The following is a 25,318-nucleotide window of genomic DNA, read 5'->3' as shown; positions in this document are numbered from 1 at the left end:
TCCTCAGTCCTTCGGTCAGATTCCGGCCCGGGCGGCGATGTCGCACGCCTTGGCCACGAGGTCGTCGATGCGCTCGACGGTCGGGGTGCCCGCGGCCGCCTTGTTCTGCGGTTCGTCCCGGGCGCGGCGCATGACGCCCTCCGCGATGACCGCCACCTTCCACAGGCCGAGGACGTGCCAGAACGCCAGGGCCTTCGGGTCGCGTCCGGTCTCGTCGAGGTACACCCCGGCGATCTCCACCCGGTCCGGGAAACCGTCGAGGGTGGACGCCGGGAAGTCGCCGCCGGTGGTCTCGCCCGGCTCCGGCCAGTACGCGAGCAGGCTGCCGACGTCGGCGAGCGGGTCGCCGAGCGTGCACAACTCCCAGTCCAGGGCGGCGGTCACCGCACCGGTCTCGTGGGAGGTGATGACGTTGCGCAGGTGGAAGTCGCCGTGCACGAGGGTCAGTTCCCGCTGTTCCGGCACCGAGGCGGTGAGCCGCCCGGTCAGGTCGTCGAGGGCGGGCAGCTCGCGGGTCTTCGACTTCTCCCACTGACCCGACCACCGCTTGAGCTGACGCTGCGCGTACGGCTTGTGGCTGGCCAGGTCGGTCAGCCCGGTGCTCTCGAGGTCCACCGCATGGATCTTCGCCAGCGTCCGCGGCAGCGACAGGCCGATCGCCCGGCGACGTTCCGGGGTCAGGGATTCCGCGATCGACATGCGGTCGACGACCTGCCCGTCGACGAACTCCATCAGCAGCAGCGGTACCTCGGTCACCTCCGGGTCGTCGGTGAGCCCGAACACCCGCGGGGTGGGTACCGCGGTGTCCTCGAGGGCGGAGAGGATCCGCGCCTCGCGGGCGACGTCGTGGGCCGACGCGAGCAGGTGCCCGAGGGGTGGGCGCCGAAGCACCCATCTGCCACCCGCCCGATCCTGGACCAGGTAGGTGAGGTTCGACTGGCCGAGGCCGATCCGGTCGAAGGTCAGCGGTCCGGCAGTGTCGATGCCGAGTGTGCCGATCCAGCGGCTCACGGCCTCGGGGTCGATGCCGACGACGTCCACGCTAGACACCGAGCTGGGCCCCCTGCCGGAACGGGATCGCGTCGCCGAGCAGTTGCCCGCCGTCGATCGCCATCGTTTCGCCGGTGATCCAGCTCGCGGCATCGGAGACGAGGAACGCGACCGCGGACGCGATGTCCTCGGGTTCGCCGATCCGCCCCAGCGCCGTGGACGCCGACACGGCCTGCTCGTGGTCCTTCCACAGCGCCTCGGCCAACTTGGTCCGCACCACACCGGGAGCGACGGCGTTGACCCGCACCTTCGGTGAGAGTTCCAGTGCCAGTTGCTTGGTGAGGTGGATCAGCGCGGCCTTCGACGCGTTGTACAGGCCGATGTTCGCCTCGAACGCCATGCCGCCGATGGACGCGGTGTTCACCACGGCGCCGCCGTGCTCGCCCATCCACGCCTTGGTGGCGAGCCCGGTCCACAGCACCGGCGCCCACAGGTTCACGTCGAAGGTCTTGGCGAATCGTGCGTGGTCCTGGTCGATGACCGGTCCGAAGGCGGGGTTGGTGCCCGCGTTGTTGACCAGGATGTCCAGGCTGCCGAAGCGTTCGACGGTGGTGTCGACGCAGCGCCGGGCGGCCTCCTCGTCGACGGCGTGCGCGGCGACGCCGATCGCGGTGCCCCCGACCTGCGCCGCGGCGGCGTCGGCCGATTCCTGGGACCGTGAGGTGAGCACCACGTTCGCACCGGCCGCCGCGAGGGCCCGCGCGACGGCCAGGCCGATGCCCCGCGAGGCGCCGGTGACGATCGCCGTGCGTCCGGTCAGGTCGAGTCCGGCCATGTCAGCTCACCGCAACCTTGTGACCGTTGGTGGAAGCGGGGGCGGCGTCGCGGTACTGCCGCAGTTCCTGCCGCGCGATGGCGCGCTTGTGGACCTCGTCGGGACCGTCGGCCAGGCGCAGGGTGCGCAGATGCGCCCAGGCCATGGCGAGGGGGAAGTCGTCGGTGACGCCCGCGCCGCCGTGCACCTGAATGGCCCGGTCCACGATCTTCAGCGCAATGTTCGGGGCCGCCACCTTGATCGCCGCGATCTCCGTCCGCGCCTCCTTGTTCCCCACCGTGTCCATCAGATACGCCGCCTTCAGCGTCAGCAGGCGGATCATCTCGATGTCGATGCGCGCCTCCGCGATCCAATCCTGGATGTTCGCGTTCTCACTGACCGGTTTCCCGAACGTCACCCGCGACGACGCCCGGCGGCACATCAATTCGAGTGCCCGCTCCGCCATCCCGATCGCCCGCATGCAGTGGTGGATCCGGCCCGGGCCCAGCCGGGCCTGGGAAATCGCGAAGCCCTCGCCCTCACCCTTCAGCACGTCCGTCACCGGCACCCGCACATCGGCGAAATCGATCTCCGCGTGCCCCTCACGGTCCTGGTAGCCGAACACCGGCAGCCCCCGCATCACCGTCACCCCGGGCGCATCGATCGGCACCACCATCATCGACTGCTGCCGGTGCGGCGCCGCCGACGGATCCGTCTTGCCCATCACGATCAGCACCTTGCAGTTGCGGTGCAACGCGTTCGACGCGAACCACTTGCGGCCGTTCAGCACGTACTCGTCGCCGTCACGCACCATCGACAACTCCACGTTCGTGGCGTCCGAACTCGCCACCGCGGGCTCGGTCATCGCGAACGCCGACGCCATCGTCCCGTCGAGAAGCGGCTTCAGGTACTTCTCCTTGTGCTCGGCCGTGCCGAACAGTTCCAGTACCTCCATGTTGCCGGTGTCCGGCGCATTGCAGTTGCACGCCTCCGACGCAATGTGGCTGCGCCCCATGATCTCCGCCAACGGCGCGTACTCGAGGTTGGTCAACCCGGCACCCGTGCCCGGGTGCGGATGGAACAGATTCCACAACCCCAGGCGCCGCGCCTCCGCCTTCAGCTCCTCCAGAACCGGCGGCTGGAAATGCGGATCCCCCGACTCGCGCATCTGCTCCTCGTACACCGCCTCCGCCGGATACACGTGCGAATCCATGAACTCGAGCAGATCGACCTGCAACTGCTGGGCGCGTTCGGAAATGTCAAACAGGGACATGAGAACTCCTGACGGGTAGTGAGGGAAACACGGGTGTGCGCTTGTCGAGGTGACTCTGGACGCCCTCGACGAGATCGGCCCCGCGGAACGCCTGCAACATCAGGCCTTCCGCTCGGGCCACGGAGTCGGCGTAGGTGCCGTCCGCGTCGTTCTGCAATTGGGTCTTGATGACGGCCATCGACGTCGGCGAGCAGTGCGCCGCCAGGTCCGCGGCATAGGCGACCGCGGCGTCGACGACCGCACCGTCCGGGACGAGGTGGTCGACGAGTCCGATGCGCAGCGCCTCCTCGGCGTCCACCATGCGGCTCGACAGCAGCAGGTCGGTGGCCCGGCTGCGTCCGACGAGCCGGGGCAGCAGCCAGGAGATGCCGTATTCGGCGATCAGCCCGCGCTTGGCGAACGCAGTCGTGAACCGAGCCGATGCCGACGCGAACCGGACGTCGCAGTAGAGGGCCTCCACCATGCCGAGACCGGCCGCGACCCCGTTGATCGCCCCGACGAGCGGTTTCCTCAGCGTCGCGGGAAGGTCGCGGGGGCGTGGGCGGAGGAGGTCCGCGTCGGACACGTCACCGACGGTCTGCAGGCGACCGAGGTCGGCGCCGGCGCAGAACCCGCGCCCGGCGCCGGTCACGACGATCGCGCGCACGTCCGGGTCGTCCTCGGCGTCGACGAGCAGCGTGAAGTAGCGGTCCTCGAGGTCGTCGGTCCAGGCGTTCAGCTTGCCGGGCCGGTTGAACGTCAGCACCAGGACCGGCCCGCGCCGCTCGGCGAGGACCAGGTCTGCGGGCTCGCCGGTCACGCGTGCTCCAGCAGCGCACTCTGGTAGCGGCGCATCCCGCGCAGCCAGCGGTCGTAGTCGGACCCCTTCTGCCGGTACATGGTGAGGACGCTCTCGTGGGGCAGGATCAGGAACGTCTCCCGGTCCACGGCGTCGAGGACGATGTCGGCGACCTGCCCGGGCTGCAGCACCTCCCCCGCCGAGACGACGGCCTTCGTGGCGGCGACGCCGAGGGGATCACCCGAGTTCTCGCCGGAGCGCATCAGCTTCGTCTCGACTCCCATCGGGCAGAGGCAGCTGACGCGGACCCCGTCGTCCCCGTAGGTGACCGACAGCCATTCGGCGAACGAGACGGCCGCATGCTTGGTGACCGCGTAGGTGGCCGAGCCGATCTGGGTGAGGAGCCCGGCCGCGGAGGCCGTCGACACGAAGTAGCCCTCGCCGCGCTCGATCCATTTCGGCACGAGTTGCTGGGCCGCGCGGATGTGGGCGCGGACGTTGACGTCGAACGCGAGGTCCCAGTCGGCGTCGCCGGCGTCGAGGCCGGTCGCTCCCGCGATGCCTGCGTTGGCGAAGTAGAGATCGACCGGCCCGAACTCGGCCTCCGCGCGGTCGATGATGCGCCGGATCTGATCGGCGTCCGCGACGTCGCCACCTTCGGCGACGGCGGATCCCGGGTGGCGGGCGTTGATGCCGTCCGCGACCGCGGCGGCTGCGTCCGGGTCGAGATCGGCAACCAGCACCTTGGCGCCCAATTCGGCGAGACGGTCCGCGATCGCCCCGCCGATTCCGCCTCCACCGCCGGTCACGATGGCGACTTTGTGTGCAACCTTCACGAGGTGTCCTCTCCTTCGCAGTGCGTTGTGACTCGCGTCTCTCTTTTGTATAGTTGAATCCGTCGTCAAGTTCAAGTGTCTGGGGTCGGCAACACACGACTTCCGATACAGCCAACGTGACACATCCAGGCCCTGCACCACCCGGAATCGAGGGAGACAGATGACCGACACCACCGCACTGCCCGTTCGCCCCGCGAGCTTCGACGAGCTCACGGCGCTGATCGGCAAGGAGCTGGGGCCCACCGACTGGCACGACGTCACCCAGGAACGCGTCAACGCCTTCGCGGACGCCACCGGCGACCACCAGTGGATCCACATCGATACCGAGCGCGCCGCCGCCAGCCCGCTCGGCGGCACCATCGCGCACGGCCTCTACAGCCTGTCCCTCGGACCGGCCCTGTCGGCGACCCTGCTGCGCTTCGACGGCTTCGCGCACAGCCTGAACTACGGCTACAACAAGGTCCGTTTTCCCGCGCCGGTGCCGGTTGGTTCGCGCATCCGGATGCGCGCCACCATCCAATCCGCGGAACAGGTCGGGGGCGGCATCCAGGTGACCATGTCCCAGGTCGTCGAGCGCGAGGGCTCCGACAAACCGGTGGTCGTGTCCGAGTCCGTCGCCCGCGTCGTCGAGGCCGGCTAGCAGCCGTGAGCACTTGTGAACCGCCCGCGGTTAATAAGTACTCACGGGCGAATGTGCTCGACCCGGTGTCCCGCCACGCCGACGCCACTCCCGGCAACATCGCGCTGCGAGGTGCGGACAGCACCCTGACCTACGGACAATTGCGGGCCGCGAGCACCCGATACGCCGGAGGTATCGTGGAAGCGGGCCTGTCCCCCGGCGACCGAATCCTGCTGGCCGCACCCTCGGTGCCCGAGTTCGTGGTCGCGTACCTCGGCATTCAGGCGGCGGGGTGTGTCGTGGTGCCGGTGAACACGATGTCGACCCGGCCCGAGAGCGAGTACGTCCTCGCCGATGCCGGCGCCGCACTCGCCATCGTGTCGCACGAACTCGGGCCGGCGATCGCCGACGCGGCCGCCGCACTGGACATCCCGGTCTGGACGCTCACCCCCGACAGCGCGTCACCGGACACCGAGCCGGTTCCCGTCGCCGAGCGGGACCGCGATGACACCGCCGCCATCCTCTACACGTCCGGCACCACCGGGCGGCCGAAGGGCGCGGAGTTGACGGTGGGGAACCTGCTGTCCGGCGGCGAGATCGGCGCCGAATGCAGTCGCGGTTCGAGCGACGATCGGACGGGCACCGGACTTCCGCTGTTCCACGTATTCGGCCAGGCGTCGGTCATGATGGCGACGTTCACGGGTGGTGGGTCACTGACACTGCTGGCCCGCTTCGATCCGGCCGCGATGCTCGCCCTGCTCCGCCGCGACCGTCTCACGATCATGGCCGGCGTTCCGACGATGTGGAACGCGATGCTGCACGCCGCGGACGGCGCCGACCCGCAGGACTTCGCGCAACTCCGCATCGCCATCTCCGGGGGCGCGTCGTTACCCGGTGAGGTGGCCCGCGAATTCGAGTCCCGCTTCGGGTGCACCATCCTCGAGGGCTACGGGCTCACCGAGACCACCGCGTTCGGCACGTTCAACGACATCGACCGCGGCGGGAAGATCGGCTACACGGGTCGCGCGGTGCCCCGGCTGGCGGTCGAGGTGCGGGATCACGACGGACTCGTCTGCCCTCCCGGGACCGTCGGCGAGGTGTTCGTGAAGGGGGCGACGGTGATGAAGGGCTACTGGAACCGGCCGTCCGACACCGCCGCAGTCCTGGACACGGACGGCTGGCTGCGCACCGGGGACCTGGGTGAGATCGACGCGGACGGGGATCTGCGCATCGTCGACCGGGTGAAGGATCTCATCATCCGGGGCGGCTACAACGTGTACCCGAGCGAGGTCGAGGAGGTCCTGTACACGCACCCCGACATCCTCGAGGCCGCCGTCGTGGGCGTCCCCGACGATCACTACGGCGAGGAGGTGGCTGCGGTCGTGGCCACCGTCCCCGGTTCCGGGCTGGACGGCGACCAGCTGACCGGCTGGGCCCGGGAACGACTGTCCGCATACAAGATTCCCCGGATCGTCGCGATCGTCGACTCCCTCCCGAAGGGGTCGACCGGCAAGATCCTCAAACGGTCGATCGACAGAACCGCACTGAGAAAAGACGCACTGACCGCAGAAGTACCCGAAAGGTGAACACCGTGACAACCGTGAACAGGCAGGTCCGACTGGCGAAGCGTCCGGTCGGCCGTCCCGACGACTCCACGTGGGAGATCACGTCGGAACCGATACCCGAACCCTCGGACGGCGAATTCACCGTCAAGGTGGACTACGTGTCTCTCGACCCGGCGATGCGCGGGTGGCTCGACGACGTGAAGTCGTACGTGCCGCCGGTCGCGATCGGCGAGGTGATGCGCACCCACGCCGTCGGCCGGGTGGTGGCGTCGAAGAACGCGAAGTTCCCCGAGGGGCAACTCGTGTCCGGACAGTTCGGCGTGCAGGAGTTCGCGCTCTCCGACGGCCGCGGCGCGCTCGCCGTCGACGAGTCGCTTGCCCCGGCGCCGACGTGGCTGGGCGCACTCGGATTCCCCGGCATGACCGCCTATTTCGGTCTCACCGACGTCGGCAGGCTGGAGAAGGGCGACACCGTGCTCATCTCGGGCGCGGCGGGAGCGGTCGGGAGCATCGCCGGGCAGATCGCCAAGCTGAAGGGCGCCACGGTGATCGGCGTCGCCGGCGGCCCCGAGAAGTGCGCGTGGCTGACCGAGGAACTGGGCTTCGACGCGGCGATCGACTACAAGTCCGAATCGGTCGGCAAGGCGTTGCGCGCCGCCGCACCGGACGGGATCGACATCTACTTCGACAACGTCGGCGGCGAGATCCTCGACGCCGCACTGGCCCGGCTCCGCAAGAACGCCCGGGTCGCGTTGTGCGGGGCGATCTCCGGATACAACGCCACCGACCCGCAGCCCGGTCCGTCGAGGTACCTGTCGCTGCTGGTCAACCGTGCGTCGATGACGGGGTTCATCGTGTTCGACTACCTCGACCGGTTCCCCGAGGGCATGGAGGCGATGTCGGAGTGGATCCGCGCCGGGGAGATCGTGACCCGCGAGCAGGTCGAGACCGGGGGCGTCGAGGCGTTCGGCCGCACCCTCAACCTCCTGTTCGACGGCGCCAACACCGGCAAGCTGGTGCTGAAGATCAGCTGAGCACGAGGTGACGACGATGCCCACCGCCGAGTTCCGGCGGTGGGCATCGTCCACGCCCCCTGCTACCGACGGCCGTCAGACGCGGTCCGGGATGCGCAGCCCGTTCGTCCACATCCGCGCGAGCCCGGCGGTCAGTTCGTCGAACGTGAGCGATCGCCGCTCGCTGGGAGGTCCGACGAAGTAGCCGTACGCCATCCTCCCGACCATGGCGGACAACGCCTTCGACGTCAGCATCGGGTCGAGCGACGCGTCGGCGAGACCGCGGTCCTGCAGATCGGCGATCGCCCGCGCGTTGCGCAGGTAGAACGTCTCGTCCCGCGAGCGCTCCAGTTCACGGAATGCAGGGTCGACGTGCGCGACCTGCTCCAGCAGGGCCAGCAGACGCGCATTCCGGCGGCACGCATGCAGGTACGCCCGGATGCTCGCCTCCACGACCGCGTGCACGTCGTCCTCGTCCTCGACCCGCCCCATCCCGGGATGCAGGAGGTCGTTCTGCGTCACCTCCACGACCGCCGCGAACACTTCCTCCTTGCCGGTGAAGTAGGTGTAGAAGGAGCCGGTCGAGAGTCCGGCCTCCTTGCTGATGTCGACGAGGCGGGCGTCGAGGTATCCCTCGCGCTCGAACACCACCCGGGCCGCGGCGACGAGCCGATCGCGGGTGCGGACACCTCGGGCCGTGACCGGTGGTGTGGGTGCGGTTCGCGGGCGCGACATGTCAGTACGGGTCCACGTTCTCGAAGTACCGCCGGGGCACGTCGACCAGCATCTCGGTGATCATCTTCTCGGTGACGCCTCGCTCACGGACGTAGGGCAGCACGTCGTTCTCGATGTGCAGGTAGTGCCACTGCGGCAGCGCCGCCATCAGGTTCGGGTCGATCCAGTCGATGTAGCAGGACGCGTCCTGCGACAGGACCATCTGCCCCGCGAAGCCGCGGCGGCACATCTCGACGAGCGTGTCGGCCCGCGCTTCGAACGTGGTCTCGAGGTTGATCCCGAACCGGTCCATGCCGAGGACGAAACCGGCCTCGGCGAGGCTGGTCAGGTGGTCGACGTCGGTGCTGTCTCCGCTGTGCCCGAGCACGATCCGGTCGGGCCGCACGCCTTCCTCGTCGCACATCACACGTTGGACGTGCAGTCCGGCCTCGCTGCCGGGGTGGGTGTGCACGGTGATCGGCACTCCGGTGCGCCGGTGCGCCTTCGCGACGGCCCGCATCACCCGCTCGACACCCGGTGTCGGCCCCTGGTGGTCGATCGCGCACTTGAGCAGGCCGGCGCGCACCCCGGTGTCGGCGATCCCCTCTTCGATGTCCTTGACGAACATGTCCACCATCGGGTCGGGCACCTCGGCGCCGACCATCGCGTCCAGCGCGGGACCGCGGTAGTGGAAGAAGAACGGCACGTCGTCGTAGGTGTACAGCCCGGTGGCCGCAACGATGTTCAGCTCCGGAAGCTGTTCCGCCACCCGCTGGATGCGCGGAATGTACCGGCCGAGGCCGACGACGGTGGGGTCGACGATGGTCCGGACCCCCTGCTCCGCCAGCGCGCGCAGTTTGGTGACGGCGTCGGCGACCCGCTCGTCCTCGCTCCCCCACTCGTCCGGGTAGTTCTGCTGCACGTCGGGCGTCAGCACGAACACGTGCTCGTGCATGTACGTGCGTCCGAGTTCGGCGCTGTCGATCGGTCCGCGGACCGTGTTGACCTGACTCATGCAGATTCGCCTCTCCGCGTGTGACCGTCGTCATACCCCCGGGCTCAGCGTAGAACTAACTTGAACCTGACGTCAACATTTACTGTAGCGAGTCACCCACCGCCGGCCGCCGCCTGGATCGGCGCCATGTCGAAGTAGTCGCGCCACGTGGTGATCTTGCCGTCGGTGATCTCGAAGACGCCGACGACGGGCAGTTCGACGACGATGCCGTTCAGCGTGAACACGTCGATCCGCTCGTTCATCACCACCCCGCTCGACTCCTCGGCGTTGGGGCTCTGACCGCCGTCGGTGACCTGCCGGTGCACCCGGAAGTCGATGCCGCCGAAGGCCACGATGAAGCCGGCGATGAACTCGCGGATCGCGTCACGCCCGATGACGGGTTCCATCGGAATGTTGTGGTAAACGGCGTCGTCCGCGAAGTATTCGGCGATCTTCGCCGGATCGGGCTCGATCCACTCGGCACAGAATTGGGTGACCAGCTGGTCCGGGGTCATCGGTTCTCCCTCTCGATCGCGAACGGTTCGATGATGGCCATGACGGACTGGATCGCCCCGGCCGGGATGTCGAAGTGTTCCGTGATCCGGACCGACGTCACCTCGGTGGGTGTGGCCCCGAGGTCGAGCACGAAGCGGGCCACCACGTTGTCGCCCCATTCGTGGAAGGAGAGGTCGCGCACGGCCTGGATGGCCTGGTACTGCAGTCCGTTCTCGAGTTCGTCCCGGATGAACGCCCCCGATTCGCCCGTGTGCTGCCCGTTCTCCACCCGCCACGCGTTGTCCGCGAGACGCACCTTGGTGGCGTCGTGACTGACCAGTGCGTCGATGTAGGCCCTGGCCATCGCGACGCGTCCGCTGTCGGCCGTGTCGGTGGCGTGTTTCGCGATCGCCGCGAGCAGGGGCGCGGCCAGTTCCGGCCGGCAGATCAGCAGGTCGGGGAGGTAGGGGTGGGATTCGTTGTAGTCCAACGGGGTTCCGTCGATCCGCGAACAGTGCAGGCCCGCGGCCACGGCGACGCCGACGGGGGCCGCGGAGTCCCATTCCCACTGCCCGCCCGCGTGGATGTAGGCGTCGACGTCTCCGCGGAGCACTGCCATCGCCTTCGCGCCCGCCGAGCCCATGGTGGTGACCTCGGCACCGATGTCCGTCGCGACGGCGTCGACGAACGCAGGCGGTCTGCTGGCCGACACCACGATCCGCGGGCGGGCGGGCAGCTGTTCGGCATGGACCGCGTGGCTGTCGTCGTCGCTGGCGTACACGGCGCCCAGTGCCGGTTGCGCGACCGCGGCCGCCGTGATGCCGCGACCGCGTTCCCACAGCGCGACGTGCACCGCCCAGTCCGAGTGCCCGGGCAGTCCGTACTCCTTGGAACCGTCGAGCGGGTCGATGATCCACACCCGTGACCGCTCCAGCCGGGACCGGTCATCGGCCGACTCCTCGGAGAGGATCGCGTCTTCGGGTCGCTCCGCCGCGAGTTTGCCGAGGATGAACGCATCGGCGGCGATGTCGCCGCGCCTGCCGAGTTCACGACCGTCGGCCGATCCCAGTCCCGCGGTGCGGATGTCCAGCAGCAGGGCGCCGGCACCGGAGGCGATGTCGGCCGCGAGTCGTGCGTCAGTGATCACGTGTCAACAATTCCATAATTCTCGCGGCTTGTTCGGTCGGCGTGCCGTCCTCGGGCCGCAGCACGAGTTCGGCGTTCTCCGGGGCCTCGTACGGGTCGTCGACCCCGGTGAATCCCGTGATCTCCCCGGCGCGGGCCTTCGCATACATGCCCTTGGGATCACGTGCCTCGCACTGGTCCACCGGCGTGTCGACGAACACCTCGACGAAGTCGAGCCCGGCAGCGAGGTGCTGCTCCCGGACCCGGTCCCGGTCCTCGCGGTACGGGCTGATCAGCGACGCGATCGCGACCACCCCGGAGTCGGCGAGCAGTTGCGCGACGGCGCCGACGCGGCGCACGTTCTCGGCGCGGTCCTGCGCGCTGAACCCGAGGTCGGCGTTGAGACCGTGCCGCAGGTTGTCGCCGTCGAGTCGGTAGGCGGGCACCCCGGACGCGACCAGGCGGCGCTCGAGTTCCACCGCGACCGTCGACTTTCCCGACGCCGACAGTCCGGTCAGCCACACGGTGCGACCGCGCGTCGCCCGCTCCTCCCGTGACACGGCCGCGGCGTGCCACACCACCTTCGACCGCGACAGCGTCGGCCCGGTGATCATGCCTGCGGCGACCGTGTTGTGGGTCGACTCGTCGACGAGGATGAAACTGCCCGTCACGTGGTTGCGGCGGTACGGGTCGAACATCAGCGGCTGCGACGTTCTCAGCTGGACGCGGCCGATCTCGTTGAGCGACAGCGACTGTGCGGACTCGTCGCGGTGCAGGGTGTTCACGTCCAGCCGGTAGTCGAGCCGCGCGATCGACGCCCTGGTGGCGCGGGTGGTGTGCAGCAGCGTGTACCGGGCATCCGGTGTCAGCGCGGACTGTTCGCTGAACCAGCAGACCATCGCGTCGAGTTCCTGCCCGACGAGCGGACGGTTGTTGGGACGGCACAGCACGTCCCCGCGGCTCACGTCCAACTGGTCGGCGAGTTGCACGCACACCGCCGACGGTGCGAACGCCTCGTCGAGGCGGGTTCCGCCGGGACCCCAGATGGCGGCGACAGTGGAGGTGAATCCCGACGGCAGTGCCACCACCTCGTCGCCCGGCTTGAACACCCCACTGGCGACCGTCCCCGCGTAGCCGCGGAAATCGTGCAACGCCGAATCGGTCTGGCGCTGCGGCCGGACCACGTACTGCACCGGGAACCGTGCGTCGATCAGGTTGCGGTCGGACGCCACGTGCACCTGCTCGAGGTAGTGCAGCAGCGACGCCCCCTCGTACCAGGGCATGTTGGCGGTGCGTTGCGCGATGTTGTCGCCGCGCAGCGCCGACACCGGGATGAACGTGAGGTCGTGGACCTCGAGTTTGATCGCGAACTGCCGGAATTCCTCCTTGATCTCCTCGAACCGTTCCTCGGACCACCCGACGAGATCCATCTTGTTGACGCACAGCACGAGGTGCGGAATTCCGAGGAGGCTGGCGATGAACGCGTGCCGACGCGTCTGCTCCAGGATCCCCTTGCGGGCGTCGACGAGGATCAGGGCCAGGTCGGCCGTCGACGCGCCGGTCACCATGTTCCGCGTGTACTGCTCGTGCCCCGGCGTGTCCGCGATGATGAACTTGCGGTGCGGTGTGGCGAAATAGCGGTGCGCGACGTCGATGGTGATGCCCTGCTCGCGTTCGGCGCGCAGGCCGTCGGTGAGCAGTGCCAGGTTGGCGTGGTCGTCGCCCCGTTCGCGGCTGGTGCGTTCGACCGCCTCGAGTTGGTCCTCGAAGATCGCCTTGGAGTCGTACAGCAGCCTGCCGATGAGGGTGGACTTGCCGTCGTCGACGCTGCCCGCGGTCGCGACCCGGAGTAACTGCGGCATCAGAAGTACCCTTCCTTCTTGCGATCTTCCATGCCTGCCTCGGAGATCCGGTCGTCCGCCCTGGTGGCCCCGCGCTCGGTCACCCTGCTCGCGGCGACCTCGGTGACGACGGCCTCGGGGCTGGTCGCCGACGATTCGACGCAGCCCGTGCACGTGGCGTCGCCGACGGTCCGGAATCGGACGAGGGCCTCGTACGGCTCGTCACCGGGAAGAAGGGTCAGGAACCGGGTGTGCGCCAACAGCATTCCGTCGCGGGGCACGACCTCCCTGCGGTGCGCGTAGTACAGCGGCGGCAGTGCGATCTTCTCCTCGCTGATGTACTGCCAGATGTCGAGTTCGGTCCAGTTGGACAGCGGGAACACCCGGATGTGCTCCCCTTTGCGGTGCCTGCCGTTGTACAGGCTCCACAGTTCCGGACGCTGCGCGCGCGGATCCCACTGCCCGAACTCGTCCCGGAAGCTGAAGACCCGCTCCTTCGCGCGGGCCTTCTCCTCGTCGCGGCGGGCGCCGCCGAAGATGGCGTCGAACCCGTGGTCGCGGATGCCGCGCAGCAGGGCCGTGGTCTGGAGCCGGTTGCGACTGGCCCGCGGCCCCGACTCCTCGCTGACCCGGCCCGCGTCGATGTCGTCCTGCACGCTCGACACCACCATCCGCAGGCCGAGGCGTTCGACGGTCCGGTCCCGGAACTCGATGACCTCGTCGAAGTTGTGGCCGGTGTCGACGTGCATGACGGCGAACGGGAGGGGCGCCGGCCAGAACGCCTTGGCGGCCACGTGGAGCATCACCACCGAGTCCTTGCCGCCGGAAAACAGCAGCACCGGACGCTCGAACGTCGCGGCCACTTCTCGGAAGATGTGCACGGCTTCGGCTTCGAGCGCGCCGAGGTGGGACAACTCGTACACGGGCGGTGCGGTCATGGGCGACTCCTCGTCGCGAGTGCCTTACCGGTCGCTGGTTCATATTTGGACTAGCCCGGTCGAAAGAGAATGCACCTCCGAGAATAGAACGTGTTTCAGATTTCGGTCAATGCCCCGGCCGGCGGTCATCCGGGCCGGCGGCCGCCCACCTCCGTCGTGATCGCGTCCGCCGCCGCCGCGAGGGCCTTGCCCCGTAACGCGATGTCGGACGGCGCGAGTTCGGCCCCCACATAGAGGGTGAGGACCATGGCCTGGTGCCCCTCTGCGTCGTACGTCGGCGCCGCGATGAGGCTGACGGGGTGGGGCGACGCAGGGTCCGCGTGCTCGGCGTCCAGATACACCCGCTCCCCCAGACTGGACACCATCTCGCCGAGCACGTCGCGCAACTCCGGTGGCAGATCGTGCGCAGCGACGCCCGCCATGAGCGTGTGCAGGCGCTGCCCGACCGGAGTGAGCGTCTCGACGAGGTATCCGGTGCGGGAGCACTCCTCGACCACCGTGCGCAACCGGTCCCGGTCGAGGCGCACCGGCAGCGTCGGCTCCCGCCGCAGCCATGACTGCAGCGCGTCGTCGCCGTCCCACAGCACGTACATCAACCCGACGGGCGGCGCGAACGGGTACATCTCCCCCACCTTGGCGGCGGCCCTCACCCCCGGTGGACTGGTCAGTTCGAGGACGGCGATGCGGTCGCCGACCACCGCCGACGCCGTGCACGTGGTCCGGAACTCGTCACTGAGCACGGCGAGATGCCTGCGCGCCACGGGCCCGGCCGCGAACCCCTGCTGGGCCGCGCGGCCCGCCGCGATGAGCGCGGGTCCGAGGCCGTACGTCTTCGTCGCCGGGTCCCGGACGAGGTAGCCGCCGCGGGCCAGTTCGGTGAGGATCCCCAGGCACGTGGGCTTGCTGATGTCGAGTTGCCGGGCCAACTCCGACAGCCCGAACCGGTGCTCCTTGCGGGCCACCAGGAAGTCGAGCACCTGCACCACCCGTTCGGTCGGCGGCGACCGCCGGCCCTGCGCCCGGTCGGGCATCTCGTCCTCGTGCCCCATTGACCACTCCTTAGAACACGTTCTATTGTCGGTTCATCAATGTTCTACCACGCAGGTACATATTTGTACCACCCCCTCGTGAGGAGCACGGTGTGCTGACCGACCCATTCGCCGACGCCATGGCCGAGGCCGAGAAACTGATCGAGAGCGCCCCCCACATCCGCACCGAACAGGATCTGCTGGAGGGCTACCAGTACCTCGCAGGCGGCATCCTCGCCACGACACACGCGGCCTGGGCCACCGAGCGGTCGCACCCGACGTTCATCTCGGGCACCGGCCCGTACATGAAGATGGGCCTCGACAACCCGGACACCCTCTACTTCGGCGCGCGGATCGACGACGACGTCGAATACGTGGTCACCGGGCGACGCGGCACCACCGCAGACCTGAGTTTCCAGGTGCTGAGCGGAAACTACACGGCCGCACACGTTCCCGGCAGCGTCACCGCATTCGACGACCGCGAGATCGACATCGCGCCCGACGGCTCCTTCGAGGTCCGGTTCGGCCCCGCCGACAGCGCGGGCAGGCGCAACTACTTCACCCTCGCGCCGGGTTCGTCGCAGCTGGTGGTCCGGGAGGTGTACAGCGACTGGAGTCAGCGGCGCGGCACCATTCGCATCGCCAGGGCGGATACGGTCGGTACCGCCCCGGGCCCGCTCACCCGCGAAACCGTGGAGAAGCGGTACGCGCGTGCGGGCAAGGCCCTCGTCGCGCGGGTGAAGACGTGGCTGCAGTTCCCGGAGTGGTTCTACCTGAACCTGCCGGTGAACACGATGACCGAACCGCGGCTCACCCCGGGCGGCCTCGCCACCCAGTACTCGTCCGTCGGGCACTACGAACTCGCCGAGGACGAGGCCGTCGTCATCACCGTCCCGAAGGCCGACGTGCCCTACCAGGGTTTTCAGCTCGGCAGCATGTGGTACATCTCCCTCGACTACGTCAACCACCAGACGTCGCTGAACGTCGCGCAGTCGCAGGTGGATCCCGACGACCACATCCGGCTCGTCGTGTGCGAACGCAATCCCGGCGTCGCCAACTGGATCGCCACCGTCGGGCACCTCCGCGGCTACCTGCAATTCCGCTGGCAGCGCGTCTCCCGCGAACTCACCCCGGACGACGGTCCCCGGATCGACGTCGTGAAGTTCGACGAGATCCATCGAACACTGCCCTACTACGACTCCAACAAGATCTCGCCCGAGGACTTCGCCGCACGCATCGCCGCACGCCAGGCCGCGGTGGCCGACCGGATGCTGGGATGACCGCCATGACCACTCCGCAACTCTTGCAGGACAAGGTCGTCGTCATCTCCGGCGTCGGACCGGCCCTGGGCCGCACCCTCGCCGTCCGCTGCGCAACCGCCGGCGCCGACGTGGTGCTGGCCGCCCGGACCGCGTCGCGCCTCGACGAAGTCGCCAAGGAGATCGTCGCGGTCGGCCGGCGCGCGGTGACCGTCCCGACCGACATCACCGACCAGGCCTCGGCCGAGAACCTGGTGTCCGCGGCCGTCGACGCGTACGGCAAGGTCGACGTGCTGATCAACAACGCGTTCTCGGTTCCGTCGATGAAACCGCTGGCCCGCACCGAGTTCGACCACATCCGCAGCAGTTTCGAGCTGACCGTGCTCGGGGCGTTGCGGCTGACCCAGCTGTTCACTCCGGCACTCGCCGAGGCGAACGGCGCGGTGGTGAACATCAATTCGATGGTGCTGCGGCACTCCCAGGAACGGTACGGCAGCTACAAGATGGCCAAATCCGCCCTGCTCGCGACGTCGCAGTCGCTCGCCACGGAACTGGGACCGCAGGGTATCCGCGTCAATTCCGTTGCGCCCGGCTATATCTGGGGAGACACGTTGAAACAGTATTTCACGCACCAGGCCGAGAAGTACGGGACCACCGTCGAGCAGATCTACGAGCACACCGCCGCGAACACCGATCTGAAGCGGCTCCCCACGACCGACGAAGTCGCCGACGCCGTAATCTTCCTGGCCTCCCCGTTGGCGAGCGCCGTGACCGGGCAGTGCCTCGACGTCAATTGCGGCGAATTCCACCACTAGCGAACAGAACCGGAGCATCATGAGCGAGCGCACCACGGTCGGCACCGTCGAGGACCTGCACGCCTCGGCCACCCGGCTGACCGGTCTCACCGACTTCGGCGTCGACGACTACACCGAAGCCCTCGGCGTCCTGCTGGATTCGTATCACACCGACGAGCAGCTGACACCGCTCGGCAGCAAGGTGTCCCGGGTGTTCCTCCGCGGCGCCCTGGTGGCCCGGCTGCTGAGCGAGGCGGCGTGGAAACAGAACCCCGAGCACGCGGACGTGCGGATCGAGCGGCCCATCTTCGTGACCGGTCTTCCCCGCACGGGGACGACCGCGCTGCACCGGCTGCTCACCGCGGACCCGTCGCATCAGGGCCTGGAGATGTGGCTGACCGAGATGCCGCAACCCCGGCCGCCGCGCGAGACCTGGGAATCGAATCCGGTGTTCCAGAAGATCGAGGAGGGCTTCAGCCGCCACCACATCGAACGCCCCGAATTCATGGGCGTGCACTACATGTCCGCGAGCGAGGTCGAGGAGTGCTGGCAACTGCTGCGGCAGACGTTCAAGTCGATCTCCTACGAGTGCCTGGCGTCTCTGCCGACGTACTCCCGCTGGCTCGAGGGCCAGGACTGGACGAACGCGTATCAGCGGCACAAGAAGAACCTGCAGCTGATCGGGCTTCCCGACCGGGATCGCCGCTGGGTGCTCAAGAACCCCAGCCACCTGTTCGCGCTCGACGAACTGCTCGCGGTCTACCCGGACGCGCTGATCGTCCAGACCCACCGGCCGCCACGCACGATCGTCCCGTCGGTGTGCAGCCTGGCGGAACAGGCGACGGACGGGTGGTCCGAGAAGTTCCGGGGCAGCGTCATCGGGGAGAGCCAACTCGAGCTGTGGGCCCGGGGACTCGAACAGTTCACCGCAGCCCGCGCGCGGCACGACCCCGCCCAGTTCATCGACGTCGACTACCGGGATTTCGTGGCCGATCCGCTCGGCACCGTCGACGGGGTCTACACGCACTTCGGGCTCGACCTGAACGGCCCCGCCCGGGCGGCGATGGAGGCGATGCACGCCGAGAGCCGCAGCGGCGACCGCCGCCCCTCGCACAAGTACACGCTCGAGGAGTTCGGGCTGACGGCCGAGCAGGTGGACGAGCGATTCGCCAATTACCAGTTCAGCGTTACCAGCTGACCGGATAGTCGAGGATCGACGACGCCGCCCGCGCCGCGATCAGCGGCCTGGGCGACAGCGGCAGGTGGACGACCGGGGGCGGCGGCGGTTCGTATTCGGGCTCGGGTCGGGGATCCGATTCGGGTTCCGGTTCGGGATCCGGCGACCACGTCGTGCCGCTGTCGAGGTCGAGGGCGTCGAGCAGCGGTATCAATTCGGCGGCGATCCGGTCGCCCACCTCGGTGAATGCCGACTCTGCCAGGCCCACCGGGTCGCTGATGTTCGGCTCGTCGACCGTCCCGTAATCGCGGCGGGCGACGGCGAGTTCGGCGACGGTGCGGGCCCCGGTTGCGGCGGCGATCCTGCGTGCTTCCCGCAGGGTGAACGTGCAGTGGCTCGTCCCGAGGAGCAGTTCCATCGAGCGGTCCCGGATCTGCTCGGTCATCGCGAGGACGAGGTCGGCGCGTTTGATCATCTCGGGCCGCAGGCGGCGCGCCCGGAAGCCGTCGGCGCTGGCGCCGAGGCCCTCGACGACGCGGGCGGCGACGGGTTCGATCGGAAAGCCCACGAGGGCGCGGACGCCGGCGCTCTCCGCGGTCAGGTGCGGCAGATCGCGGGCCAGTGCGTACGCGTGTGTCAGCCGCTCTGCGATCGGCGAGCGGCAGACGTTCCCGCTACAGACGAACAGAACGTGCATGAGGGAACCCTAACCAGCGACTTCGCCTACAAGCGACTCCGATTCCACTGTCCGAGCGGTCTGTTCTTACAGTTCACCCGCACGTGGTGGGTCGTTCATCTGCCCGACTCCTCACGGTCACCTCGATTCACGAACACCCTGTGCACCGTCGTCTGCCCACAGCAGACAATTGCCGGTCCGGCGCCGGCGCGGCGGTAGTAATGAAGACATGACCACAGCCGCACTACCCGACCTGAACTACCGCGACCTGTTGGCGGACAGATTGTTTCGCCAGCGCACGATCCTCCTCACCGGCGAGGTGGACGACGCCATGGCCGAGCGGGCCTGCTCCGAACTGGTGCTGCTCGCGGCCGCCGATCCCAAACGCGACATCGTGCTCTACATCAATTCGCCGGGTGGTTCCGTCTTCGCAGGCCTGGCCATCTACGACACGATGAAACTCGTCCCCAACGACGTGGTGACCGTGGCCATGGGTTTCGCCGCCAGCATGGGGCAGGTGCTGCTGTGTTCGGGAACCCACGGCAAGCGGATCAGCCTGGCGCACAGCCGCATCATGATGCACCAGCCCTCGGCGGGCATCGGCGGCACGGCCGTCGACATCGCCATCCAGGCGGAGAGCCTCGAGCGGATGAAACGACAGTCGCAGGAGATCCTCGCCGCGGAGACGGGGCATCCGGTCGAGCAGATCGCCGAGGACAGCGACCGGGATCGGTGGTTCACCGCGGACGAGGCCCGCGACTACGGGATCGTCGACCGCGTCGTGTCCTCGTTCGCGGAGATCGCCCCGCACACCACCGCCCCGAGAATCGGATTGTGAAGCCATGTCCCAATACACCATTCCCCACGTCATCGAACGCACCCCGGCAGGCGAGCGGTCGTTCGACATCTTCAGCCGGCTGCTGAACGAGCGGATCGTCTTCCTGGGCACGGAGATCGACGACGGCGTCGCCAATGTCGTGATGGCACAGCTGCTCCACCTCCAGGCGGACAGTTCCGATCAGGAGATCGGGCTGTACATCAATTCGCCCGGCGGTTCCACGACCGCGATGCTCGCCATCTACGACACGATGCAGTTCCTGCGCCCGACCATCGCCACCTACTGCATGGGGCAGGCCGCCTCGGCCGCGGCAGTGCTCCTGGCGGCGGGAACCAAGGGACACCGGCACGTCCTGGCGCATTCCCGGGTGCTGCTGCACCAGCCGTCCACGCAGGGCAACGGCACGATCTCCGACCTGGCGCTGCAGGCCGCGGAGATCATGCGGGTCCGTTCGCAGACCGAGGCGATTCTGAGTAAACACACCGGGCAGACCGTCGAACGCCTACGCCGGGACACCGACCGGGACCGCATCTTCACAGCTCAGGACGCCATCGACTACGGGCTGGCCGACACACTCGTCGCGGAGTGACGGCTAGGCCGCGAGCAGAGTGGGCACCTGCCGGTTCGGGAACGCGGTCGCCGAGTTCCGGTTCGCCGCGCCGAGCCGGCGCCCGGACCGGAACAGCAGGTGCTCGACCGGGAGACCGAGGGCTCCGCATACGGCACGCAGCATTTCGGAGGACGGCTCCTTCTTCCCGCGCTCGATCTCGGAGAGGTACTGCTTGGACATCCCGACGGCGGCGGCGACGTCCTCGAGACTCCGGTCCTGGTCCCGGCGCGCCTCGCGGAGCACCCGCCCGTAGAGCTCGCGCACCAGCGGCTCCTCCCGCGAACGCTCGGGGGCGGCCGTGACCAGCGTCAGTCTGCGCTGAGCTTCCATACCTCCGGAGTCTTCCAGACGACGCGCCCGGACGCCGCGGCGTTCACCGACAGCGGACAGCCGATCAGTACCGCCCGACGGCGAGCGCGACGTTGTGCCCGCCGAAACCGATCGAATTACTCAGCGCGTAGTCGATGCGCTGACGGCGCGGCGATCCGGCGACGACGTCCAGGTCGACGGCGGGGTCCTGGTTGTCGAGGTTGAGGGTCGGTGGAACGATCTGTTCGCGCACCGTCAGGACGGTGAGGATCGCCTCGAGGGCCCCGACCGCTCCGATGGAGTGCCCGAGCGCCGATTTCGGGGCGTATACCGACGCCTGTCCGGCGACGGCGGCGATCGCGGCGGCCTCGGACGCGTCGCCGACGGACGTCGAGGTGGCGTGGGCGTTGACGTGATCGACGTCCGCACCGCTCAGTCCGGCGGTGTCGAGCGCCTTCCGCATGGCGCGCGCAATTCCGGCGCCCTGCGGGTCGGGGGCGACGATATGGTAAGCGTCCGAGGTGATTCCGGCGCCCAGGATTCTGCCGTGGATGTCCGCGCCGCGACACCGGGCGTGCTCCTCGGATTCGAGCACGAGCACCGCGCCGGCCTCACCGAACACGAAGCCGTCCCGATCGCGGTCGAACGGCCGCGACGCCCGCTCGGGCTCGTCGTTGCGGGTACTCATCGCACGCATCATCGCGAAGCTCGCGATGGGCACCGCATCGATCTGCCCCTCGACCCCGCCGGCCACCACCACGTCGGCCTCGCCGGTGGCGATCAGCCGCCAGGCGTGCGCGATGGCCTCGGAACCGGACGAACACGCGGACACGGGCGCGAACACACCCGCCCTCGCCCCGATCTCCAGACCAACGGTGGCGGCGGGACCGTTCGGCATGACCATGGGCACGCACATCGGCGACACCTTGCGGTACCCGTTCGCGCGCATCGCGTCGACGGCCCCGACGAGTGCGTCCCCGCCGCCGAGTCCGGTGCCGATCGCAACGGCGAGCCGCTCGCCGTCGACCGACGGTGAGCCCGCGTTCGCCCAGGCCCGCCGACCGAGGACCAGCGCGCTCTGCTCGACGAAGGACAGCCGGCGCTGCTCTACCCGCGTCAGGTGCTCGGCCGGGTGCGCCGTGAGCTTTCCGCCGATCCGGACGGGGAGGTCGTACTCGTCGACGAACGACGCCTCGAGCACACCGATGCCGGTCCGGTTGCGCAACAGCCCCTCCCAGGTGCCGTCGATGTCGTCGGCTATCGAGGTGGCGACGGCGAACGCCGTGACCACCACCGGACGTGCGGCGCTCCGAATTCCTGAAGCGATCGTTACAGTCATGTTTCCATGAATACCTGTAGCGTCCGTTACAGTCAAACGCATGGCCCGCCCCCTCGACCATGCCAAGCGCGCACAGCTTCTCGCCGACGTCGTCGGCTACATCGCCGAACACGGACTCGCGGACCTGTCGCTCCGGCCACTCGCCGCGGAGCTGGGCACGAGTTCACGCATGCTCATCTACTACTTCGGCACCAAGGAGGAACTGCTGGTCCAGGCGCTGGCGACGCAGCATCCCGGCTTCTCGTCGCTGTTCTCCGGAATCTCGGACCGGGACGGGCTGCGTGCCGGCCTCGAGGAGCTGTGGACATCGACCACGCGAGGCGAGTCCTCGGTCAGCACGAAGATCCTGTTGCAGGTGATGGGGGTGGCGAGCGTGCAGCGCGGCCCGTTTGCTGATTTCGCCACCTCGGCCATTCACACGCTGATCGACGCCGTCGCCGACGCGATGGTCCGATGCGGGATCTCCACTCGCCATTCTCGCGACAGTGCGACGGTCGCGGTGTCCGGGCTACGGGGAATCCTCCTCGACCGCTTGGTCACCGGCGACGCGGCGCGGACGGATCGATCGGCGTCACGACTGATCGAGCACGTGGTTGCCGAGTAATTCGTCGACGCGTTCGGGTGCCTCGTCCGGGATCCAGTGGCTCACGCCGCGGAGCACTTCGTACGTGTACGGGGCATCGACGAATCGAGCGGTCAACCCCGGACCGACCGGGCCGATCGCGGTGTCGCCGTCGCTCCAGACGAAGAGCGTGGGCACCCGGACCTTCCGGGAGGCCGATCGGGGCGAGATGAACGGCATCGCGCGATACCAGTTCAGGGCGCCCCGGGCCCGCGTCCGGTCGCGCATGGGCCCGAGGTCGCGCTTCGCGTGATCCGGCGACTGGCCGCTGGCGACCAGGGCCCGGTAGCCGAAGCCGTCCGGGGTGAGCACCCGCTCCGGGATCCAGGGAAACTGGAACGCGAACATGTACCAGGACTTCAGGATCTGACGGCTGGTGAGCATCGCCCGCACGAACGCCGCGGGGTGCGGCACCGACAGCGCCGTGAGCGTGCGGACCCGGTCCGGGCGTTCGGCGGCGACACCCCAGGCCACCGCCGCGCCCCAATCGTGCCCGACGACGTGCGCCGGGCCGAGGCCAGCCTGGTCGATGAGCGCGACGACGTCCGCGATCAGTTCCGTGCTGCGGTACGCCCGGCGGCCGCGAGGCCTGGCACCGGGCGAATAGCCGCGCTGGTCCGGGGCGAGGGTGCGGAAACCGCGCCGGTGCAGCAACGGCGCCAGCGCGTCCCACGACCGCGAGTCCTGCGGAAACCCGTGCAAGAGCACCACCGGTGTGCCGTCGATCGGGCCCTCGTCGCGGACGTCGAACACCAGTCCGTCGCGGGTGAACGTGCCGATCCGCTCCGTGCGACTCATCCGACGATCGTCTCACGCCCGCTGCGGTCTGCGGCCGACTCTCCGGCTCGGAGGAAGCGTCCCGTCCTGGTCACCCCGAATCCGCCGGTGAATTCGCCGTCGCGGTAGACGAGCCTGCCGTCGATCACCGTCGCGACCGCGGCGCCGTCGCTGCGGTTCACCATCCGCCGCAACCCGCCATATTCGGGGACCTCGGCCTCGAACAAGCCGTCCACCGTGGCGTCGAGACCCGCCGGGTCGACGACGACCAGATCGGCGCGGTCACCTTCGCGGAGGTGGCCGGCGTCGATGCCGTACCAGTCGGCCAGCTCGCCCGTCAGCCGGTGAACGGCCCTCTCGACGGTCAGGAACGGCTTGCGGTCGGACTGCGCGTCCTTGACTTTCTTCAGCAACCGGATCGGGTAGTTGTAGAACGCCATGTTGCGCAGGTGGGCGCCGGCGTCGCCGAATCCCATCTGCACCCCGGAACTGGCCGCGAGCCGCTTCGCGAACTTGGGGCGATGGTTGGCGATGGTGGTCCGCCACCGCAGATCGGCGCCGTACTTCACGACGAGATCGAGGTACGCGTCGACCGGGTGCACACCGCGGAGGTCGCCCACGGCGCCGAACGTCTTGCCGATCAGCGTCTCGTCGGGGCACCCGACGATTTCCGCGTCGTAGAAGTTGCGGTGCCAGATGCGGGGGCTGAACTTGTTGTCGTAGTCCTTACGGAACCGGCGCCGGTAGGACTCGTCCTGCAGCAGGGCGTTTCGCTCCACCTGGTCCTTGAGGTGCAGCGCCGCCGCGCCGGCGCCGAACTCCTCGAACACCACAAGGTCGATCCCGTCCGCGTAGACGGTGAACGGCACCGGCAGGTGCTGCCACTTGAAATCGGTCTTGGCGAAGCGGTTCAGCAGCGGCGCCGCGGCGAGCATGAAGTAGACGATCGGCGGATACGCCTTCGAGTCCGCGGCCGACAGCAGCGACGTCTTGAGCGGCTTGCGCCGCCCGAAGCCCGAACTCTCCGCGAAGAATCCGGCGATGTTCGGGTGCAGGTTGATCGTAGGCGCGCTCTGCAGGATCTTGCCGCGCTCGCGCAGAATGCGGTTGAGGAAGCGGAACTCCTTCCACCGCGCGTACGTGGACGGCAGTGAGCGGGAACGGTATTCGTCGCCGTCGATCTTGTCGAGCGCGTTCGTCATCGAGGAGAGTCCGAGGAAGCCGGCGTCGACGGCATCGGTGAGCATCGCACCCATCTTCTCGAGTTCGCGAACAGTCGGCTCGATCCGCTTGTCCGTGCCCCGGCCGAGGCCGAGGACGTGGGTGCGGATGTCGGAGTGCCCGATGAACCCGGCGACGTTGGGGCCGAGCGGCAACGACTCGAGCGCCTCGACGTACTCCGCCGGGCTCTGCCAGATCTTGTTCTCCTCCAGGATCCCGAGCACGGAGTCGTGCGGCACGGCCTCGACCCTGCTGAACAGGTCGGCGCACTCGCGCGGCGTCGAATACACGGTGGAGAGGGAGCAGTTTCCGAGAACGACGGTGGTCACGCCGTGTCGTACCGACTCCGGCAGTCCGGGGCTGACGAGCACTTCCGCGTCGTAGTGGGTGTGCACGTCGACGAACCCGGGAAGCACCCACTTGCCTGCGGCGTCAATGACCTCGGTGTCCGGTCCGATGGACAGCGGACGAGTCGATGCCCGGACCACGACGCCGTCGCGGATGCCGAGATTACGGCGCAGCGGCGCGGATCCTGTTCCGTCGAACCACAGCCCACCGTTGACGACCACATCGAAATCCGACATTGTTGCGCTCCTCACACTCGGTATGTGTTACCCGAGGTTACGTATGCGGTTGAGTAAAAGTCAATGGACGGCTCGAGCGATCCTCAATA

At 68.5% G+C, this 25,318-nt stretch carries 26 protein-coding genes; 9 read left to right on the top strand and 17 right to left on the bottom strand.

Features of this window, described 5'->3' with window-relative positions; all coding sequences use genetic code 11:
• Positions 1-15: 15 nt before the first annotated feature.
• The 5 genes from JWS13_RS38445 to JWS13_RS38425 are packed head-to-tail and all read right to left on the bottom strand — an operon-like array spanning position 16 to position 4,691.
• Positions 16-1,050 carry a phosphotransferase family protein gene (locus JWS13_RS38445; protein WP_206010531.1) on the bottom strand — a complete coding sequence of 345 codons (1,035 nt, stop codon included), beginning with the start codon at positions 1,048-1,050 and terminating at the stop codon, positions 16-18.
• A complete protein-coding gene (locus JWS13_RS38440) occupies positions 1,043-1,825 on the bottom strand; it encodes an SDR family oxidoreductase (protein WP_206010530.1) in 783 nt (260 codons plus the stop codon). Before JWS13_RS38440 ends, JWS13_RS38445 begins: the two co-directional genes overlap by 8 nt.
• A gap of 1 nt (position 1,826) precedes the next feature.
• The gene (locus JWS13_RS38435; protein ID WP_206010529.1) at positions 1,827-3,077 is read right to left on the bottom strand and encodes an acyl-CoA dehydrogenase family protein; all 1,251 of its coding nucleotides are present in this window, start codon (positions 3,075-3,077) and stop codon (positions 1,827-1,829) included.
• Positions 3,064-3,876 (bottom strand): enoyl-CoA hydratase-related protein, encoded by an 813-nt coding sequence (locus tag JWS13_RS38430; protein ID WP_206010528.1) that lies wholly within the window; start codon positions 3,874-3,876, stop codon positions 3,064-3,066. Before JWS13_RS38430 ends, JWS13_RS38435 begins: the two co-directional genes overlap by 14 nt.
• Complete coding sequence (locus tag JWS13_RS38425) at positions 3,873-4,691, bottom strand: SDR family oxidoreductase (RefSeq protein WP_206010527.1); 819 nt, start codon at positions 4,689-4,691, stop codon at positions 3,873-3,875. Before JWS13_RS38425 ends, JWS13_RS38430 begins: the two co-directional genes overlap by 4 nt.
• A gap of 160 nt (positions 4,692-4,851) precedes the next feature.
• Here JWS13_RS38425 and JWS13_RS38420 point away from each other — a divergent pair, with 160 nt between their 5' ends.
• The 3 genes from JWS13_RS38420 (at position 4,852) to JWS13_RS38410 (ending at position 7,909) form a co-directional block, all read left to right on the top strand.
• Positions 4,852-5,331 carry a MaoC family dehydratase gene (locus JWS13_RS38420; RefSeq protein WP_072946070.1) on the top strand — a complete coding sequence of 160 codons (480 nt, stop codon included), beginning with the start codon at positions 4,852-4,854 and terminating at the stop codon, positions 5,329-5,331.
• Positions 5,332-5,396: 65 nt separating this feature from the next.
• Positions 5,397-6,896, top strand: a complete 1,500-nt coding sequence (locus tag JWS13_RS38415; RefSeq protein WP_241032495.1) for an AMP-binding protein — start codon at positions 5,397-5,399, stop codon at positions 6,894-6,896.
• A gap of 5 nt (positions 6,897-6,901) precedes the next feature.
• Positions 6,902-7,909 (top strand): NADP-dependent oxidoreductase, encoded by a 1,008-nt coding sequence (locus JWS13_RS38410; protein WP_206010525.1) that lies wholly within the window; start codon positions 6,902-6,904, stop codon positions 7,907-7,909.
• 75 nt (positions 7,910-7,984) lie between these two features.
• Here the strand turns inward: JWS13_RS38410 and JWS13_RS38405 are convergent, their stop codons facing one another.
• The 7 genes from JWS13_RS38405 to JWS13_RS38375 all read right to left on the bottom strand — a co-directional run bounded on the left by JWS13_RS38405 (position 7,985) and on the right by JWS13_RS38375 (position 15,044).
• Positions 7,985-8,623, bottom strand: a complete 639-nt coding sequence (locus JWS13_RS38405; protein WP_206010524.1) for a TetR/AcrR family transcriptional regulator — start codon at positions 8,621-8,623, stop codon at positions 7,985-7,987.
• Between the two features lies 1 nt (position 8,624).
• The gene (locus tag JWS13_RS38400) at positions 8,625-9,617 is read right to left on the bottom strand and encodes a phosphotriesterase family protein (protein ID WP_206010523.1); all 993 of its coding nucleotides are present in this window, start codon (positions 9,615-9,617) and stop codon (positions 8,625-8,627) included.
• A 92-nt stretch (positions 9,618-9,709) separates the two neighbouring features.
• Positions 9,710-10,111 carry a limonene-1,2-epoxide hydrolase family protein gene (locus JWS13_RS38395; protein WP_206010522.1) on the bottom strand — a complete coding sequence of 134 codons (402 nt, stop codon included), beginning with the start codon at positions 10,109-10,111 and terminating at the stop codon, positions 9,710-9,712.
• The gene (locus JWS13_RS38390; protein ID WP_206010521.1) at positions 10,108-11,238 is read right to left on the bottom strand and encodes a 3'(2'),5'-bisphosphate nucleotidase CysQ; all 1,131 of its coding nucleotides are present in this window, start codon (positions 11,236-11,238) and stop codon (positions 10,108-10,110) included. The genes JWS13_RS38395 and JWS13_RS38390 overlap by 4 nt, the downstream gene beginning before the upstream one ends.
• A complete protein-coding gene (gene cysC, locus JWS13_RS38385) occupies positions 11,228-13,078 on the bottom strand; it encodes an adenylyl-sulfate kinase (protein ID WP_206010520.1) in 1,851 nt (616 codons plus the stop codon). Before cysC ends, JWS13_RS38390 begins: the two co-directional genes overlap by 11 nt.
• A complete protein-coding gene (gene cysD / locus JWS13_RS38380) occupies positions 13,078-13,995 on the bottom strand; it encodes a sulfate adenylyltransferase subunit CysD (protein ID WP_206010519.1) in 918 nt (305 codons plus the stop codon). The genes cysC and cysD overlap by 1 nt, the downstream gene beginning before the upstream one ends.
• A gap of 125 nt (positions 13,996-14,120) precedes the next feature.
• Positions 14,121-15,044 carry a helix-turn-helix domain-containing protein gene (locus JWS13_RS38375; protein ID WP_206010518.1) on the bottom strand — a complete coding sequence of 308 codons (924 nt, stop codon included), beginning with the start codon at positions 15,042-15,044 and terminating at the stop codon, positions 14,121-14,123.
• 92 nt (positions 15,045-15,136) lie between these two features.
• Between JWS13_RS38375 and JWS13_RS38370 the strand changes: the two genes are divergently transcribed.
• Genes JWS13_RS38370 through JWS13_RS38360 form a run of 3 tightly spaced genes read left to right on the top strand, consistent with a single transcriptional unit; the run spans position 15,137 to position 18,274 of the window.
• On the top strand, positions 15,137-16,303 hold the full coding sequence (locus tag JWS13_RS38370; protein WP_206010517.1) for a hypothetical protein: 1,167 nt from the start codon (positions 15,137-15,139) through the stop codon (positions 16,301-16,303).
• Positions 16,300-17,097 (top strand): SDR family oxidoreductase, encoded by a 798-nt coding sequence (locus tag JWS13_RS38365; RefSeq protein WP_206010516.1) that lies wholly within the window; start codon positions 16,300-16,302, stop codon positions 17,095-17,097. The genes JWS13_RS38370 and JWS13_RS38365 overlap by 4 nt, the downstream gene beginning before the upstream one ends.
• 19 nt (positions 17,098-17,116) lie before the next feature.
• Positions 17,117-18,274 (top strand): sulfotransferase family protein, encoded by a 1,158-nt coding sequence (locus tag JWS13_RS38360; protein WP_206010515.1) that lies wholly within the window; start codon positions 17,117-17,119, stop codon positions 18,272-18,274.
• On the opposite strand, the gene JWS13_RS38355 is transcribed toward JWS13_RS38360, so the two are convergent.
• Complete coding sequence (locus tag JWS13_RS38355) at positions 18,264-18,950, bottom strand: arsenate reductase/protein-tyrosine-phosphatase family protein (protein WP_206010514.1); 687 nt, start codon at positions 18,948-18,950, stop codon at positions 18,264-18,266. The two genes, JWS13_RS38360 and JWS13_RS38355, sit on opposite strands and share 11 nt — an antisense overlap.
• A gap of 208 nt (positions 18,951-19,158) precedes the next feature.
• On the opposite strand from JWS13_RS38355, the gene JWS13_RS38350 reads away from it, so the two are divergent.
• Positions 19,159-19,767: a ClpP family protease gene (locus JWS13_RS38350; RefSeq protein WP_005568279.1), complete on the top strand. Its 609-nt coding sequence runs from the start codon at positions 19,159-19,161 to the stop codon at positions 19,765-19,767.
• A 4-nt stretch (positions 19,768-19,771) separates the two neighbouring features.
• The gene (locus JWS13_RS38345; protein WP_206010513.1) at positions 19,772-20,356 is read left to right on the top strand and encodes an ATP-dependent Clp protease proteolytic subunit; all 585 of its coding nucleotides are present in this window, start codon (positions 19,772-19,774) and stop codon (positions 20,354-20,356) included.
• Between the two features lie 3 nt (positions 20,357-20,359).
• Here JWS13_RS38345 and JWS13_RS38340 read toward each other — a convergent pair whose 3' ends face one another.
• Together JWS13_RS38340 and JWS13_RS38335 are read right to left on the bottom strand one after the other, a co-directional pair.
• A complete protein-coding gene (locus tag JWS13_RS38340; RefSeq protein ID WP_206010511.1) occupies positions 20,360-20,707 on the bottom strand; it encodes a helix-turn-helix domain-containing protein in 348 nt (115 codons plus the stop codon).
• A gap of 64 nt (positions 20,708-20,771) precedes the next feature.
• On the bottom strand, positions 20,772-22,025 hold the full coding sequence (locus JWS13_RS38335; protein WP_206010509.1) for a KasA/KasB family beta-ketoacyl-ACP synthase: 1,254 nt from the start codon (positions 22,023-22,025) through the stop codon (positions 20,772-20,774).
• A gap of 40 nt (positions 22,026-22,065) precedes the next feature.
• Here JWS13_RS38335 and JWS13_RS38330 point away from each other — a divergent pair, with 40 nt between their 5' ends.
• The gene (locus JWS13_RS38330) at positions 22,066-22,629 is read left to right on the top strand and encodes a TetR/AcrR family transcriptional regulator (protein ID WP_206010508.1); all 564 of its coding nucleotides are present in this window, start codon (positions 22,066-22,068) and stop codon (positions 22,627-22,629) included.
• Here the strand turns inward: JWS13_RS38330 and JWS13_RS38325 are convergent.
• Entirely contained in the window at positions 22,597-23,445 is an 849-nt protein-coding gene (locus JWS13_RS38325) for an alpha/beta fold hydrolase (RefSeq protein ID WP_206010507.1), read from the bottom strand. The genes JWS13_RS38330 and JWS13_RS38325 overlap by 33 nt on opposite strands.
• A complete protein-coding gene (locus JWS13_RS38320) occupies positions 23,442-25,229 on the bottom strand; it encodes an N-acyl-D-amino-acid deacylase family protein (RefSeq protein WP_206010506.1) in 1,788 nt (595 codons plus the stop codon). Before JWS13_RS38320 ends, JWS13_RS38325 begins: the two co-directional genes overlap by 4 nt.
• Positions 25,230-25,318: the final 89 nt, after the last annotated feature.

Origin of the sequence: Rhodococcus pseudokoreensis (assembly GCF_017068395.1) — a bacterium.
Classification (GTDB): domain Bacteria; phylum Actinomycetota; class Actinomycetes; order Mycobacteriales; family Mycobacteriaceae; genus Rhodococcus_F; species Rhodococcus_F pseudokoreensis.
This window is presented reverse-complemented; position numbering and strand designations above follow the sequence as displayed.